Here is a 16,512-nt window from a genome sequence, read left to right on the forward strand (position 1 = left end):
TGTTTAAACACTTCTAATATACTACATTATTTGTGATTACTTGTAAACTACATTTCTGAACGAATTTCACGAAGTAACTTCTCTTCTTCCTTTGTCAGATCAATAGTTTCGAGCAAATCAGGACGTCTTATTAAAGTTTTTCTCAACGACTCTTTTAAACGCCAAATTCTAATTTTTTCATGATTACCACTTGTTAATACCTCTGGTACTTCTTTACCACGAAAATCGGCTGGACGGGTATATTGTGGATATTCAAGTAATCCATGCGAGAACGACTCTTCCTCTGCTGAAAAATTATTACCGAGAACACCGGGAACAAATCGCATCGTAGCGTCAATCATACTCATTGTAGGTAATTCTCCACCTGTGAGAATGTAGTCCCCAATCGACACCTCATCAGTAACTAAATCTTTAATACGCTCGTCAAAGCCCTCGTAGTGTCCGCAAATGAATACTAACTGCTCTTCTTTTGCAAATGATTGGGCCATTTTTGTATCAAATGTTTTACCTGCAGGATCTAAAAGAACGACCCTTTTTTTACCAGGATTCTCCGTTTCCAAATAACTCATCGCATCATAAATTGGTTGAGCTTGTAAAAGCATCCCCGCTCCACCACCATAAGGGGTATCGTCAACATGATGCTGCTTATTAGTTGTAAAGTCACGGAAATCAATTACTTGTAAATTGAGCAACCCTTTTTCTTGAGCTTTGCCAATTACAGATTCATTCAAAGCATCAAACATTCTTGGAAATATACTTAATATTGAAATATCCATTAGTCTATCAATCCATCCGGAAGATCAACATTGATAACTTTGTTATCAATATCGACTTTTTTTACTACATCTTCGATATACGGAATAAGTACTTCATCATACTTTGGACCTTTAACCACCCAAACGTCGTTAGGACCCAATTCCATAATCTCTGTCACCTTACCAATTTCGCCTAGCTTTTCATCAACAACCGGCAAGCCAACAATCTGACTATATAAAAATTCACCTTCAGCCAACTCAGGCTTTATTTCATTAGAAGTAAACAACTCGTTACCTTTGTATTGTTCAACGTCATTAATATTATCGAATCCTTTGAATTTCAATAGAATAAAATTCTTATGCTTACGAGACGACTCAATAGTAAATTCTTTGTTTCCAGCTTTTGATTTCATAATCAATTTGGAACCAGATTTAAATCGTTCCTCAGGAAAATCAGTGATAGAAATAACTCTTACTTCACCCTTGATACCATGAGTATTGACTATTTTGCCAACACGAAATAGTTTATCTGACATTTAATTCTCCATTTAAAAGAAAATAGGACCATGATAAAAGCAAGTTTTATCTGATCCTAATCGTCTTAATTATTTTGTATACTTGCTTTCATGATACTTTTGCATCAAACCATGTTTCTTAAGTAAGTTATGTACTGTATCTGAAGGTTGTGCACCTTTTTGTAACCAGTCCATGATCTTGTCATCATCTAACTTAAGTTCTTCTGGTTGTGAGATTGGGTTGTAGTAACCAACTTGTTCGATGAAGCGGCCATCACGTGGAGCACGTGAATCTGCAACAACGATTCTATAGAAAGGTCTTAATTTACTACCCATACGTTTCATTCTAATTTTAACTGACATTGTATGTCCTCCTGAAATTTCTTAACTTTGTTAGTATACACAAAAATAGATAGCATGTAAAGGAAAAAACTTTACACCCATCCGTTTTTTTTAATTACTCTTGAATCGCTTAATTTTCTTTAAACGTTTCTTCTTATTTTTCTTCTGCTTACGTACCATGGAGTGCATTGCCATCTTACCGAGACGCCCTTGGACACCATTCCCCATAAGTTGATCCATACCGTTCATGTTACCCTTACTCATTTGTTTCATCATATCTTGAGACTGTTTGAATTGCTTAATCATACGGTTAACTTCTTGAACAGAACGACCTGATCCAGCAGCAATTCTACGTCTTCTAGAAGGGTTTAGAAGTTTTGGATCTTCTCGTTCCTTCGGAGTCATCGAATAAACAATGGCCTTCAGGTGAGAAATATCTTTTTCATCAATATTAACATTTGCCAAGGCTGGGTTATTTGCCATACCTGGAATCATTTTCATAATTTCATCGAGTGGACCCATTTTTTGAATTTGATCCATTTGATCAATAAAGTCGTTAAAATCAAAGCTATTCGCCTTAATTTTTTCAGCCATGTCTTCTGCTTGCTTCTGATCATACTCTTTTTGAGTTTTTTCAATCAAGGTAAGCATATCACCCATACCAAGAATTCTATTCGCCATTCTATCAGGATGGAAAACGTCTAGTTGGTCAAGTTTTTCTCCTTGACCAATAAACTTGATTGGTTTTCCAGTTACAGCACGAATTGATAGCGCTGCACCACCACGAGTGTCACCATCAAGTTTTGTAAGTACAACACCGGTGATATCGAGTTGCTCATCAAAACCAGCAGCAACTTTGGCTGCAACTTGACCTGTCATTGAATCAGCAACAAATAAAATTTCATTTGGTTGCGCTAATTCTTTGATTTGCTTTAATTCGTCCATCAATTTCTCATCGATTTCCAAACGTCCGGCAGTATCAATAATTACATAATCATTTTTATTTTCAGCAGCCTTAGCCAATCCATTTCGAACAATATCAACTGGGTTCTTGTCAGTACCTTCTTCATACACAGGTGCACCGACTTGTTCAGCAACAGTCTTCAATTGTTCAATTGCAGCTGGACGATAAACATCCCCTGCAATAAATAATGGACGAGCTTTATCATTAGCCATTAAATATTTTGCAAGTTTACCAGCTGTAGTAGTTTTACCAGCACCTTGGAGACCAACCATCATGATGATTGTTGGAATATGGGGAGCTTTATTTAACGGAACAGCTTCAGTTCCCATGAGTTTAGTTAACTCATCATCAACAATTTTTACGACTTGTTGTGATGGAGTTAAGCTATCCATAACTTCAGCGCCTAATGAACGCTCTCTAACTTGTTTAATAAAGTCTTTAACAACATCAAAGTTAACATCAGCTTCTAACAAAGCCATTCTAACTTCGCGCATCACAGTACGGACGTCGTCTTCAGATAATTTACCCTTTCCTCTTAAAGAAGAAAAAACTTTATTAAGTCTTTCGCTTAAACCTTCAAAAGCCATATTTAACTCCTATTACATCTCATTTATTTTTGAAATACGAGTGACTAAAGCAAGTAATTCTTTGTCATTCGAATATTTATTTGATACTAGATTACTTAATTCATTTGCAATATCATCAATTTCTTGAGTTTTATCAATTAAATTAAGTTCTTTCTCAAATCTTTCCAACGAAGAAACGGACCGGTGAATATTGTCTAACACGGCTTGTCTTGAGACATGCAACTGTTCGGCAATTTCACCTAATGAAAAATCTTCAACATAATATAAGTTCATATATTTGTCTTGTTTACTCGTAAGTAACGTATGGTAAAAATTGTACAACAAATTTATCTCATTCGTCTTTTTCATATCCATTTTATTCACCTGAATCGACAATCAAGTCCTTAAACAATCCATAAATGAATTTCTCAGCGTCAAAATCACGCAGATCGTCCATTTGCTCGCCTAATCCTACTAATTTAACTGGTAAATGCAATTCATTTCGAATTGGCAGTACAATCCCACCTTGGGAACTTCCATCTAACTTAGTTAAAACAATTCCAGTAACGTTGGTAGTCTCATTAAATTGTTTAGCCTGGCTTAATGCGTTTTGACCGGTTGAACCATCTAGTACCAGTAAGACCTCCTGCGGTGCATCTGGCAACTCTTTAGTAATGACACGTTTGATTTTTTCAAGTTCACGCATCAAGTTTTGCTTATTCTGGAGACGTCCGGCAGTGTCAACCAACAGTATATCAAAGTCCTCATTAATTGCACGTTGAACAGCATCATAAACAACTGACGCCGGATCTGTTTGAGCAGCTTTGGCCTCAACAGGAACATTGACTCTTTTTCCCCAAACCTGAAGTTGTTCAATCGCTCCAGCTCTAAATGTATCACCCGCAGCTAATAGAACTTTCTTACCTTGAGACTGGAACCTATGAGCCAATTTTCCGATGGTAGTTGTCTTTCCGGCACCGTTAACCCCGACAAATAAGAACACTGTAGGATTCTTATCTTGACTGAAGTGTAAAGTGTTATCTTCTTCTTTACCTTCTTCATCATACATATCAACTAATTTTTCGACAATGACATCAGAAACATCAGCACGCTTCTTTACGTTCTTCAGTTTCACTTCTTCACGAAGTTCATCCGAAATTCTCATCGCAGTTTCGTATCCAACATCAGATTCAATGAGTAGCTCTTCAAGGTCATCAAAGAACTCTTCATCGACACTTCTGAAGTTAGCTAGGAATTTGTTGAAACGAGCACTAAAAGATGTACGGCTTTTTTTCAATCCTTCGTCATATTCTTTGACATCATCTTTTTCATCTGAATTAGTTTCAGATTCTTGTACAGATCCATCAGTGGCATCTTCAGTTGTTTGCGTATCATTTTCTTCTAAAACATTTGTTTCGGTTTCTTCAGGTTGTGTTTCAGTAGACTTATCTTCTACAGATTCGGTTGATGATGAATCCGAAGTTGAAACTTCTGAATCAGTTGATTCCTCCTCAAGCTTTGTTGAGTCGTTAGACTTTTCTACACTTGAATCTGATTCAGTTTCTTCATTCGATTCTGAAGAAATTTCAGATTCGGATTTTTTTGCATTAGCGTCCTCGTCTTTATCATCTTCAGACTTTGAAGTTGCTTGTGGCTTTTCTTCAACCACAGAAGTATCATCTGGACTAACTTGATCACTGGACTGTTGATCAGTTTGTTCCTCATTCACTTCTTCATTTTGTTTCTTCTCATCTTCTTTATCATTGCCAGAAAAGGCTTTTTTAATCCTATCAAAAAGTCCCATGTTTACTCCTATTCCTTTATCTCAACAGTTAGAACCCTGGATACACCAGATTCTTCCATTGTAACCCCGTATAGCCGATTAACATTCATCATCGTCCCCTTACGGTGGGTTATTACGATAAATTCAGTATTGTCATCATAACGATTTAAATAATTAGCAAAACGATAAACATTTGCATCATCTAACGAAGCTTCAACTTCATCAAGAATACAAAATGGCACTGGATTAACTTTAATAATTGCAAAAAGTAATGTGATTGCCGTTAATGCCTTTTCACCACCAGATAATAAGCTTAAACGTTGGAATTTCTTCCCGGGTGGCTGTGCAATAATCTCGATTCCCGTCGCCAACATATCGTTTGGCTCAGTTAGTACTAGTTTAGCACGACCACCAGCAAACATTTCTGGGAAAATAACCTCAAATGCCGCTGCCACATCATCAAATGTTTTTTTGAATCTGGTAATAACTTCATTATCCATCTCAGACATTGTATCAAGCAATTGCTTCCTAGCTTTAACCAAATCATCTTGTTGTGAAGTTAAGAACTCATACCTATCTTTGACTGCATCGTATTCGTCAATTGCGGAAATATTAACATTTCCAAGCTCTTTAATACCCATCTTCAAAAGATGTGCATCATGTTTAAGCTGTTTAGTGTCAATATTGTCTTCTTTTATTTCAGCAATCGCTGCCTCATAAGTTATTTGGTACTGCTCTGATAATACATCAAGTCTGCCGTTCATATCATTTGAAAGCTTCGTGGACTTAATAGCCAAATTCTCTTGTTGATCAGAAGCTGATTTTTGCAAATCGAAATTTCTTTGTGCTTCCTGATTCAGTCGTTCTGATTCATCATACTTGGTTTTTCTCTCAGTTTGGAGCTTTTGCAAATCCAACTTAATGGTTTGAATCTGTTTGTCTAATGACTGGACTCGCTCCTTAATTGCCGAATTGTTTGTATCAAGCTTTTGTCGTTCTGAATTCAATGCTTCCAATTGAGATTGTAAACTTTCAGATTGTTCATTGTTTTCGCTTATTTCAGATTTTAGTCGTTTAATCTGATCTGATTCATTTTTAAAGTTACTTTTGACAACTACAAGTTGAGTCTGTAACTCTTGCATCTGTTTATTGGTTTTTTCTTGTTCAGAATCAAAGTCATTAAGTACTTTTTGTTTGTGTTCAATATCTACTTGCAAATCAGCAATTGACTGTTTAAGTGTTTTTGAAGCTTCAACTTGATTTTGCAATTCATTTTCGATATCTGTACGTTCTGATTGAGTACGTTTCTGGTTGTATTGCAATGCTTCCTGTTGCTCTTGCAAATGCTTTTGTTCATTTTTATGGCTAGAAAGCTGATTCTCAAGTTGGTTCTTTGATTCCGTATATTTCTTCAACTCATCACTAATTGATTCATTTTCTTTACGCAATTGAATTAGTTGTTCACGTAACCTTTGAACGCTTCTTTGTTTCTCATCAATATCGTGTTCTTGCTTTGAAAGCTTTTCAGTTAAACTATCTAACTCTTCTTTACGCGTTAAAATGCTACTATTGAATCTACGTTGTTGACCACCAGTCATAGATCCACCAGCATTTACGACGTTACCATCAATAGTTACAACTCGATATTTTCTACCAACCGCGGCGGATGCCCTGGTGGCGGCATTAATATCTCTAGCGACGATAACATTGCCTAAAATACTTTTTATAACATTACTAACTTCTGATTTGAAATTAATTAAATCAGCAGCTATCCCAATATAGCCATCAACATTTTTTACTTTGTCTAAATCTGTGGAATAAATATTTCTTGGCTTGATAATACTTAGAGGCAGAAAAGTCGCACGTCCCCCTCGATTTGTACGTAAATAATTAATACCTTTTTTTGCGGATTCCTCATTTTTAGTAACAATGGATTGAAGTTGATTCCCAGCTATAGTTTCAATAGCAACTTGATATTGCTGCGGAACCTCGATTAATTCAGCAATGGCACCAACGATACCGCCAATTTCTGTACTGTTATTCAAAACGTTCTTTGCACCATCGTAAAATCCGGCATGTTCGTGTTCCATATTTTCCAGAACATTTTTTCTTGCCTTAGTTTCTTGAACATTTTCCAACAGCTTCAGATAAACCGAATTCTCACTTTGACCTTCTTCGGTAATCTTTTGCATGGAATGTTCGAGCTTTTGACTTTTACTAACCAAATCCTCATTTTCATTATCTAACTTTTTTATTTCCTCTCGTACTTGAGTAATTTTGACATTTGAATTATTCAAATAGCGGACTACCTCAGCCAAACGTTTTTCTTGGTCAGCTGATTGTGAGGCAATTCTGGTCAATTGCTTATTAGAAAATTTTTGTTCATTAGAATTGGAGACTTGCTCTTGAAGTGAATTTACATAATTATCCCTTGCATCCGAAATACTCTTATTTAATTCTTCTGGAGTTTTATCTTGGATTTGTTTAATTTCAGAAATTTGCTTTGAAAGCAAATTAATCTGTGACCGATAATCAGAGAGTTTTTTTTGTCTATCTTCCAAATCAGATTTCTTTTCTTGATTATCAGTTGATAAATTGGAGATTCTTTCGCTGATGGAATTCTTACTTGATGCATTAAATCCATTTCGCTCATCCGAAACAGCAATCTGTCCATTCAATTTTTCTAATTCTCTGGTTGTTGATACTAACTGATCTTGTTTTGTATCAATGCTAGATACTATTCGATTAACGTCTTCACGATTTCGATTAACTTGAAGATTTGATTGTTTAACTTGATTATCAATATTTTTAAGGCTGGCTTTGACCTCATCAATTTCTTTTTGAATTCCAGACTTTTGATCGGCCAAATCCTTAATTTCAAGAGCAAGGATTTGTTGATACAAAGCATCATATTTACCCTTTTGTTCCTGATAATCACGTGCAATACTAGCTTGTTTCTTCAAAGGTTCAACCCGTTGAGATAATTCTGAAACAATATCCGAAACTCGATGTAAGTTATCAGTTGTTTCCTCAAGCTTGTTCTCAGCCTGTTGTTTCTTTTGTTTGAACAACGAGACACCAGCAGATTCTTCAATAATACTTCTACGTTCGACTGGCTTGCTATTAAAGATTTCTTCAACTCTACCCTGAGAAATAATTGAAAATGACTGTTTTCCCATTCCTGAATCCATAAAAATTTCATTGATATCTTTTAGACGACAATTTTTATTGTTAATCGAAAATTCACTATCCCCATTTCGGAATAGCTTTCTTTTAATAGTAACGTTTTCTTGTTGTGACTTTAATTCGTGATTTGAATTATCAAATTGTAAAGTAACCTCAGCACGATTCATTTGTGGCCGAGTATCACTACCGGCGAATATTACGTCAACCATTTTGTCACCACGCAAACTGCGTGCTGATTGTTCCCCCATGACCCAGCGGATAGCTTCTGTAATATTTGATTTTCCACTACCGTTAGGTCCAACAATTCCGGTTATTCCGGAAGTAAAATCGATCTTGGTTTTGTCAGCAAATGACTTAAACCCGTTGATCGTCAATGATTTTAATGGCATAAATTAACTCCTATAACTCTTCTAGTGCACGTTTTGCAGCCATTTGTTCCGCGTGTTTTTTACTATAACCATAGCCTTTTGATAGAACCTTCTTATTTACAACGAGTTCAATTTCAAATTTTTTGTCATGGTCAGGTCCTTCTTCATCTATCACCTGATAATTAATATCGACTTCTCCAGCCTGTTGCAGTTTCTCTTGAAGATGTGTCTTGAAATCTGTGTCTTCAGAAAATTCACCAGAAGCAATATGTGGATAAACAACTTGTGTTAAGAATTGTTCAACTACTTCATTACCTTGATCAAGATAAAGAGCACCGTTGAAAGCCTCAAAAATATCTTCAAGCAATGTATGTCTTTGACGAGCACCTTGTTTTTCTTCACCTCGGCCAATTTGTAAATACTTGTCGATGTGAATTTGCTTTGCAAATCGAGCAAAACTATCTGTTCTAACAATGTCTGACCTCAAACGCGTCAATTTCCCCTCAGGTAATTCTGGAAAATGTGTGAAAAGATACTCTGAAATATTAATTTCCAGTACAGCATCCCCTAAAAACTCTAAACGTTCGTAGTCTCCAATGTTAAGGTCTCGGTGTTCATTATCATAAGATGAATGTGTCATTGCACGCTCAACCAATTTCTTATCGTTAAACGAAATACCGTAATCTTCTTTTAATAAATCAAAAAATTTAGGATCTAACATAGTTCGACTCCCTTCAAATACTTCTCATTATACTAAATTTTTACGCTGAATAATTGCATAAGTAAAAAAAATAAGACCATTTGGTCTTATTTTTGATTATTTTTGATATAGTCTACTGCATCACCGACGGTTGCAATTTTTTCAGCATCCTCATCAGGGATTTCTGCACCAAACTCTTCTTCAAGTTCAAGTACAAATTCCACATAATCAATTGAGTCACCGTCAAGATCTTTAGTGAATGATGTTCCTCTAGTTAATGAGCTTTGTTCTACTTCAAATTTATCAGCCAAAAGAGCTGTAATTTTATCAAAAATTTCTTGTTCAGACATATGCTTACTCCTATATACGACTATTTGTCGCTTTGCATTTTTTCAAAATATGTATTTGCTTTGTTTACTGTATCGTTTAGTAACATATCATAAATTTGCTTGACTGTGTAAAAAATTGTATCAACATCTGCAGCACCATGCGCTTTAACAACTGGAGATTTCAATCCTAATAACACAGCTCCACCTGCACGTGAGGTGTCAAACGTATCTTTAATGCCTTTTAGCGAAGGTGCAACAATAGCAGCACCCATTTTAGTGAAAAATCCGTTATTCATCAAGGCTTTTTTTAACTCATGCAAAATTATTCTTGCAGTTCCTTCCGTGGCCTTCAGTGCAGCGTTTCCAGTGAATCCATCTGTAACAATTACATCAGCCACACCAGCAAGGATATCGTTTGATTCAACATTACCAATAAAGTTAATTTCTTCCGTATTTTTTAGAAGTTCATAAGCTTCTTTATGTAAGGTATCGCCTTTGTCAGCTTCACTACCATTGTTCAAAAGACCAATTCTTGGTTCTTTAATTTGTTTTACATCTTGAGCATAAATTGAACCCATCACAGCCCACTGCTGTAAATAAGTTGCTTTTGCCTCAGCATTTGCACCCACATCAAGCATATTTACACCTAGTGGTGAATTTGTTACTGGTAATGTTGGCATTAATGCTGGTCGATCAACTTGTTTGATTCTTCCGATAATAAAAATACCTGCTGCAAGAAGTGCTCCAGTGTTCCCAAGTGAGAACATAGCATCGTTTTCCCCATCTTTAACTGATCTCGCTGCACGAACCATTGAGGAATTCTTTTTAGAACGAATAGCTTTAACAGGTTCATCTGTTCCTAGAATTTCTTCATCTGTATGAACAATTGTAATGTTTTTATTGTTCTGTAATACTTCTTTTATCTTAGTTTCATCGCCATAAAGGACAAACTCTAAGTCTGACCATTCGTCACGAGCCTTTTCAATACCCTCAACTACTACCTGAGGTGCATTGTCTCCACCCATTGCGTCTACAGCTATTTTCATTTTTATTCCTCACTAATCGAAATTATTTAGTTGTTCAAATTCAACACTTAAAAACAATTTTAACACTTTATTTTCTGGTTTTTCGATTGCATCGTCATCCTTAAATAATTGTTCAGCTTCCTGCTGAGCCGTTTCAAGAATATTAAAATCAACTATCGGATTTCCTACTTTAAAATCAGGTAATCCAGATTGCTTACTGCCTAACAAATCACCAGAGCCACGCATCTTTAAATCTTCTTCTGCTAACACAAATCCATCAGTTGTCGTCGTAAGTATTTTCATACGTTCAAGTGCAATTTCATTTTTAGGATCTGCAATCAAAATACAATATGACTGCTTATCTCCACGACCAACACGCCCTCTCAATTGATGTAATTGTGATAAACCGAATCGATTCGCATCATAAATCACCATGACAGTTGCATTTGGAACATCCACTCCAACTTCAATAACGGTCGTGGAAACCAAGACATCAATTTTTTGAGCACTAAAATCATCCATAACTGATTCTTTTTCATCATTGGGCATTTGACCGTGTAAAAGTCCAATTTTATATTTGGGTGCAAACAATTCATTGAACTTATCAAAAATTAATTCAGCATTCTTTAAATCAATTTTTTCAGATTCTGAAATTAATGGAGTTACCACATAAACTTGTGCATGGTCCTCAAGCTGCTTTTTAACAAAACGATACATCTGTTCAACTTTTTGACTACGTATCCAATATGTTTGAATTGGTTTTCGTCCAGATGGAAGTTCATCTATACGAGAAACATCCATATCTCCATAAGTTGTAATAGCCAGTGTTCTTGGAATTGGAGTCGCCGTCATTGCGAGCACATCCGGATTTGGACCTTTTTCTCTTAAAGCTTTACGCTGATTAACTCCAAATCGGTGTTGTTCATCAATAACAATAAATCCTAAATTTTTAAAATTAACACTATCTTGAATTAAAGCATGTGTCCCAACAATAACATTGATCTTGCCATCGGCAATGTTTTGAGCAATTGTGTCGTGCTCCTTTTTGGTTTGAGAACCAGTTAAAATACCAACTCTTAGTTTCAAAGGCGTCAACAAATTACTAATTTTCTCAAAATGTTGTTGGGCTAATATTTCAGTTGGAGCCATAATTGCTGCCTGAAAACCTGCAGTAACAGATGCTAGCATTGCAATCACGGCAACAATTGTTTTACCGGAGCCGACATCACCTTGTAGCAATCGATTCATGTGATGCTTGGAAGACATATCTGATAAAATTTCGTCCACAACTTTAGTTTGAGCATTCGTCAAATCAAAAGGAAGATCATTCAAGAATTCTTGGACAAACTCTCGATTATAGTCCTCTACCAATCCATCATTATCTTGTCTGTCCTTTGCTTTTACGCTTTGAATACCGCATTCAAACAAAAAGAATTCGCGAAACTTTGCACTCCTACGTGCAACTTCACTCTCTTGCTCGTCCTTGGGAAAATGCATCCCTTTTACTATTTGTTCATCTTCCAGTAATTGATATTTTGTTCTAATTTCTATCGGAATCACACTTACTATGTCTTGGTGATAAGTATCAAATGCTTGTTTAATTAAATTAACCAAGGTTTTCTGATGAATACTTTTATTTACTGAATAAACCGAATCAATTGCGCCCTCTGAATGACTATCGCCAATTACTTTCATGCCTGTCAATGCACGACGATTTTGATCCCATTTTCCATAAACTGCGACTTCATTACCAGTTTCAAATTTATCTTTAAGCCATGGTTGATTGAAAAACGTCACCATAATTGACTCATTTTCTACTAAGATTCGAACATTTAGACGGTTTTTTTTGTAACCGAAGTGCGCCACAACTGGGTCACTCGCGACAATTCCCTTTAACAAAATTTTCTCTTGATCGACTGCGTCTTCTAGACTTTTTACTTCCATGTCCTCATACCGAAAAGGAAAATAAAATAACAAATCGTAAATTGATTTAATACCTAGTGATTCAATGGCAGTTAAACGCTTGGGTCCCACCCCAGGAAGCACAGATACTGGTATTTCCTGTAATTTCATTTTATCCTCCTCAGCATTACAAGATTTAATCTAAAAAAGCTAAGACTATAGTCTTAGCTTAATTTAAAGATTATTCAACAGCAACTAAATATGGGTAAACAGGTTGGTCACCTTGATGTATTTCCGTTTCAAGATCTTCATACTTATCTGATAAGTAATCTGAAATTGTTTGAGCATCTTGGTCATTACCATCTTTACCAACGAGAATAGTGATAACTTCACTATCTTCATCAATCATCTTATCAAGCATTTCTTCAGTAGTTTTAACAATATCTTTATCATCGACTTCGATTTTACCATCAACTATTCCCATGAAATGTCCCTTAGTAATTTCTAAACCGTCGATTGAAGTGTTACGAATTGCTTGAGTTACTTGTCCACTCTTAACGGTATCAAGTGAATCTTCCATGTTTTCTTGATTTTCATCAATATCAGCTTCTGGATTGAACGAAAGCATAGCTGTCATACCTTGAGAAATTGTCTTTGTAGGAACAATTGCTACCGGAATATCAACTAATCCGGCTGCTTGCTTCGCTGCCATGACAATATTACCGTTATTTGGCAACACGATGGCACGTTTAGCATTTGAAGAATTAATTGCATCAACAATGTCGTTAGTAGAAGGATTCATTGTTTGACCACCACTAATAATATTAGTTACACCCAAACTCTTGTATAAATCTGACAATCCTTCACCTGATGAAACTGCGATAACTGCATAGTCAACAGGTTCACTACTCTTAGTTGCAACCGCAGTAGCTGCAGGAGCGGTTTCATCACCATCAACAATTGTTTCGTGTTGAATTCTCATATTATCAATTTTTACTTTAACAAGTGATCCGAACTTACGTCCCTCTTCCCAAACTTTTCTAGGGTAATTGGTGTGAACATGAACCTTAACAACTTCATCGTCAGAAACAACAATTAATGAATCACCAATTGTATCCAAATAGTCTCTCATAGTGTCATTGTCAAAAGTTTCGTCAGATGTAGGATTTTGACCAAGTTCAACCATCATTTCGGTACAATATCCATTTTTAATATCTTCGTTAGTAAATTGACCTTGAACAGATTGATGATGAGTGGCATTAACCATTTCATCCATTTCACCTTCATCAGGAGTATATTCTTCGCTCTCAGATGAAACTTCACCAGTTAAGGCTTCAAGGAATCCCTCGTAAATAAACACAAGTCCTTGTCCACCAGAATCAACAACGCCAACTTCTTTTAGGACAGGCAAAAGTGAAGGTGTCTTAGCAAGACCAACTTTTGCACCCTTTACAGCAGCTTGCATGATGACTGCAACATCTTCAGATGATTTAGTAGCATCCATTGCAGAATTTGCACCATACTTTGCAACTGTTAAAATTGTCCCTTCAACTGGCTTCATAACTGCTTTATAAGCAGTCTTAACACCGTCATCAAAGGCTTTTGCCAAATCAGCAGCAGTCAAATCATCTTTGGCTTCTATACTTTTTGAGAATCCTCTGAATAATTGTGAAGTGATAACACCTGAGTTACCACGAGCTCCCATTAACAAACCTTTTGCTAAAGCTTTTCCAAGTCGACCAACAGTATCAGCTTCTGATTCATTAACTGATTTAAAACCACTCTGAACGGTTAAGCTCATATTTGTACCTGTATCTCCGTCAGGAACAGGGAAAACATTTAGTGAGTTAACAAATTTAGCATTTTTTTCTAGTCGATGAGCCGCAACACGGATCATGTCAGAAAATTCTTTCTTGGTAATTGTATCTATAGTCAAAATTTCTCCTCCAACCAGCGATTCCTATTTAATATCGTCTAAAACTTTAATTCCTTGTACATAAACATTCACAGTGCCAGCTGGTGTTCCAAGCATTGTTTCTAAATTATATTTAACTTTTTCTTTTAAGTTCTTTGCAACTTCTGATATTTTAATACCATATCCAACAATTATATAGACATCAACGGCAAGCTTATCATCCTCTTGATGAATAACAACTCCGCGTGAAAAGTCTTCTCGGTTTAAAATAGTATTCATACCATCACGTAGTTGATTCTTGCTTGCCATACCTACTATTCCATAGATATCTGAAGCAGCACCTCCGACAATCGATGAGACCGTACTATTCGAAATATCGATTTGACCATGCTTTGTATTAATTGTAATTGCCATCATTGATCCTCCTAACTGGACCGTGCTATAAACATTAAAATTTTATCATAGCCAGATTTTTAATTAAAGAAATAAGTTCACATTAATTATACTATTGATTTGAGGTTCTCGTTATGGTAAGTTATTTAGGTGATATTTTAAAGAAAAACATGTAGCCAAAGGAGGTCGGTCCCATGGCAAAAGATATTATTACAGGCCGTAAGACTGTGTTCGGTAACAAACGTTCACATGCTCTTAATCAATCAAAACGTTCTTGGAAGCCAAATTTGCAAAAAGTTCGTATTTTAGTTGATGGTAAACCTAAACGCGTTTGGGTTTCAGCAAGAGCTTTGAAATCAGGAAAAGTTACTCGTGTATAATTTAATCATCTAAAAAAGACTAACATTTTTAATGTTAGTCTTTTTTTGTGCTTCGCTTATCTCGACTTTGAATGACGGCAATAATGCCACTTTCAAAGTTAAAATCTATTGTGTCCTCTACAAATTCATTTGAGGCCCAACTAATCGCATGTGTGGCATTGAAATTTTTCAAAGTATATTTCGCATCTACAATATTCAAATTGGCCACTGGACCAAGATGAACGAATGCTACATACTTCATCCCACTTTCATGGTAAACAGTGTAATTACCAGGTCTGAAAAAGCGAATCGTGTTAGTGGCTGACTTGAAATACATCTTGTCATAGAAATCTTTAAAACGACTATCAAATGGCAAATATAAATTTGCTAAGAAATGGTCTATCCGACCACCTGTTGCGCCATAAACATAATATTGTTCAGGATTAAATTTTTCATGTGCCGCTAAAATTGTTAATTGGGCATCGGTATCATCCTTTTCAGGAGGATACTTTCTAAAATCAGGAATGTTCTTTTTTAAAAGCTTTTGTTCCTTTTGATTAATTGAATCGAAATCACCGATTGCAATCTCTGGCATAATGCCATGTGAAATTAAGTATAAATTACCTCTGTCAGCGCCCACCCACTTACCGGGTATAATTGATGCATTGTTTAGTAATTCGTTGGGATACTCGCTGGTAGGGCCTCCTAATAGGATATTTACTCTCTTCATTCTAATCTTCCGCTAGTTTCCTAAGATTTTGGATTTTATCTGAAAATTCAGACTCTCCTTCTCCACCAAATAGATATGAGCCGGCAACAAAGATATCTGCCCCTGCTTCAGAACATTGTTGAATAGTCTCATCATTAATTCCACCATCAACCTCGATTGTAAAATTATCGTCTTCAGTTGTTTGACGCAATTGATCTAATCTTTCAATCTTTTTGAGCATACCTGGCATGAATTTCTGTCCACCAAATCCAGGATTAACAGTCATAACTAAAATTTGATCGATGATTGGGAATAAATATTTTACATTCTCTAATGGAGTACCAGGATTAACAACAACTCCGGCCTTTGCTCCTAGACTTTTTACCAATTCAATTGAACGATAAATATGATTCGTGCTCTCAGTATGAATTAATACTGTGTCGGCACCTGCATCAACAACTGGTTTAATGTATTGATCTGGATTATCAACCATCATGTGTACATCCAATGGCTTATCAGTAATACTTCTCATACCAGCAACAACGCTGGGGCTAAATGACATGTTAGGAACAAAATGTCCGTCCATGATATCAATGTGGAACAAATCTGCTCCAGCCTTTTCGGCGATTTTAACATCTCTTTCAAGGTTCATAATGTCTGCAGATAGTATAGATGGTGCAATCTTCTTTGTCATATTATTC

16 protein-coding genes are annotated in these 16,512 nt (G+C 35.9%); 1 reads left to right on the forward strand and 15 read right to left on the reverse strand.

Features of this window, described 5'->3' with window-relative positions:
- Positions 1–47: 47 nt before the first annotated feature.
- The 13 genes from trmD to ABM34_RS03415 all read right to left on the reverse strand — a co-directional run bounded on the left by trmD (position 48) and on the right by ABM34_RS03415 (position 14,764).
- Entirely contained in the window at positions 48–776 is a 729-nt protein-coding gene (trmD, locus tag ABM34_RS03355; RefSeq protein ID WP_048703376.1) for a tRNA (guanosine(37)-N1)-methyltransferase TrmD, read from the reverse strand.
- Entirely contained in the window at positions 776–1,291 is a 516-nt protein-coding gene (rimM, locus tag ABM34_RS03360; RefSeq protein ID WP_048703377.1) for a ribosome maturation factor RimM, read from the reverse strand. Before rimM ends, trmD begins: the two co-directional genes overlap by 1 nt.
- A gap of 69 nt (positions 1,292–1,360) precedes the next feature.
- The gene (rpsP, locus tag ABM34_RS03365) at positions 1,361–1,633 is read right to left on the reverse strand and encodes a 30S ribosomal protein S16 (RefSeq protein ID WP_048703379.1); all 273 of its coding nucleotides are present in this window, start codon (positions 1,631–1,633) and stop codon (positions 1,361–1,363) included.
- Positions 1,634–1,723: 90 nt separating this feature from the next.
- Entirely contained in the window at positions 1,724–3,163 is a 1,440-nt protein-coding gene (gene ffh / locus ABM34_RS03370) for a signal recognition particle protein (protein WP_048703382.1), read from the reverse strand.
- 12 nt (positions 3,164–3,175) lie between these two features.
- Positions 3,176–3,517: a YlxM family DNA-binding protein gene (gene ylxM, locus ABM34_RS03375; RefSeq protein WP_048703385.1), complete on the reverse strand. Its 342-nt coding sequence runs from the start codon at positions 3,515–3,517 to the stop codon at positions 3,176–3,178.
- A gap of 1 nt (position 3,518) precedes the next feature.
- The gene (ftsY, locus tag ABM34_RS03380; RefSeq protein ID WP_048703388.1) at positions 3,519–4,946 is read right to left on the reverse strand and encodes a signal recognition particle-docking protein FtsY; all 1,428 of its coding nucleotides are present in this window, start codon (positions 4,944–4,946) and stop codon (positions 3,519–3,521) included.
- Between the two features lie 8 nt (positions 4,947–4,954).
- Complete coding sequence (gene smc / locus ABM34_RS03385; protein WP_048703390.1) at positions 4,955–8,500, reverse strand: chromosome segregation protein SMC; 3,546 nt, start codon at positions 8,498–8,500, stop codon at positions 4,955–4,957.
- Between the two features lie 10 nt (positions 8,501–8,510).
- Positions 8,511–9,200: a ribonuclease III gene (rnc, locus tag ABM34_RS03390; RefSeq protein ID WP_048703391.1), complete on the reverse strand. Its 690-nt coding sequence runs from the start codon at positions 9,198–9,200 to the stop codon at positions 8,511–8,513.
- Positions 9,201–9,286: 86 nt separating this feature from the next.
- A complete protein-coding gene (gene acpP / locus ABM34_RS03395; RefSeq protein WP_048703393.1) occupies positions 9,287–9,529 on the reverse strand; it encodes an acyl carrier protein in 243 nt (80 codons plus the stop codon).
- A 20-nt stretch (positions 9,530–9,549) separates the two neighbouring features.
- Positions 9,550–10,554, reverse strand: coding sequence for a phosphate acyltransferase PlsX (gene plsX / locus ABM34_RS03400; RefSeq protein ID WP_048703395.1), 1,005 nt, complete (start codon positions 10,552–10,554; stop codon positions 9,550–9,552).
- 12 nt (positions 10,555–10,566) lie between these two features.
- Complete coding sequence (recG, locus tag ABM34_RS03405) at positions 10,567–12,606, reverse strand: ATP-dependent DNA helicase RecG (RefSeq protein ID WP_048703398.1); 2,040 nt, start codon at positions 12,604–12,606, stop codon at positions 10,567–10,569.
- Between the two features lie 70 nt (positions 12,607–12,676).
- Positions 12,677–14,371, reverse strand: a complete 1,695-nt coding sequence (locus ABM34_RS03410; RefSeq protein WP_048703401.1) for a DAK2 domain-containing protein — start codon at positions 14,369–14,371, stop codon at positions 12,677–12,679.
- 24 nt (positions 14,372–14,395) lie between these two features.
- Positions 14,396–14,764, reverse strand: a complete 369-nt coding sequence (locus ABM34_RS03415) for an Asp23/Gls24 family envelope stress response protein (protein WP_048703404.1) — start codon at positions 14,762–14,764, stop codon at positions 14,396–14,398.
- Between the two features lie 173 nt (positions 14,765–14,937).
- Here ABM34_RS03415 and rpmB point away from each other — a divergent pair, with 173 nt between their 5' ends.
- Entirely contained in the window at positions 14,938–15,123 is a 186-nt protein-coding gene (rpmB, locus tag ABM34_RS03420) for a 50S ribosomal protein L28 (protein WP_048703405.1), read from the forward strand.
- Positions 15,124–15,157: 34 nt separating this feature from the next.
- Here rpmB and ABM34_RS03425 read toward each other — a convergent pair whose 3' ends face one another.
- Together ABM34_RS03425 and rpe are read right to left on the reverse strand one after the other, a co-directional pair.
- A complete protein-coding gene (locus ABM34_RS03425) occupies positions 15,158–15,832 on the reverse strand; it encodes a thiamine diphosphokinase (RefSeq protein WP_048703407.1) in 675 nt (224 codons plus the stop codon).
- Between the two features lies 1 nt (position 15,833).
- On the reverse strand, positions 15,834–16,505 hold the full coding sequence (gene rpe, locus ABM34_RS03430) for a ribulose-phosphate 3-epimerase (RefSeq protein ID WP_048703409.1): 672 nt from the start codon (positions 16,503–16,505) through the stop codon (positions 15,834–15,836).
- Positions 16,506–16,512 lie beyond the last annotated feature (7 nt).

This window comes from Companilactobacillus ginsenosidimutans, from assembly GCF_001050475.1.
GTDB lineage: Bacteria > Bacillota > Bacilli > Lactobacillales > Lactobacillaceae > Companilactobacillus > Companilactobacillus ginsenosidimutans.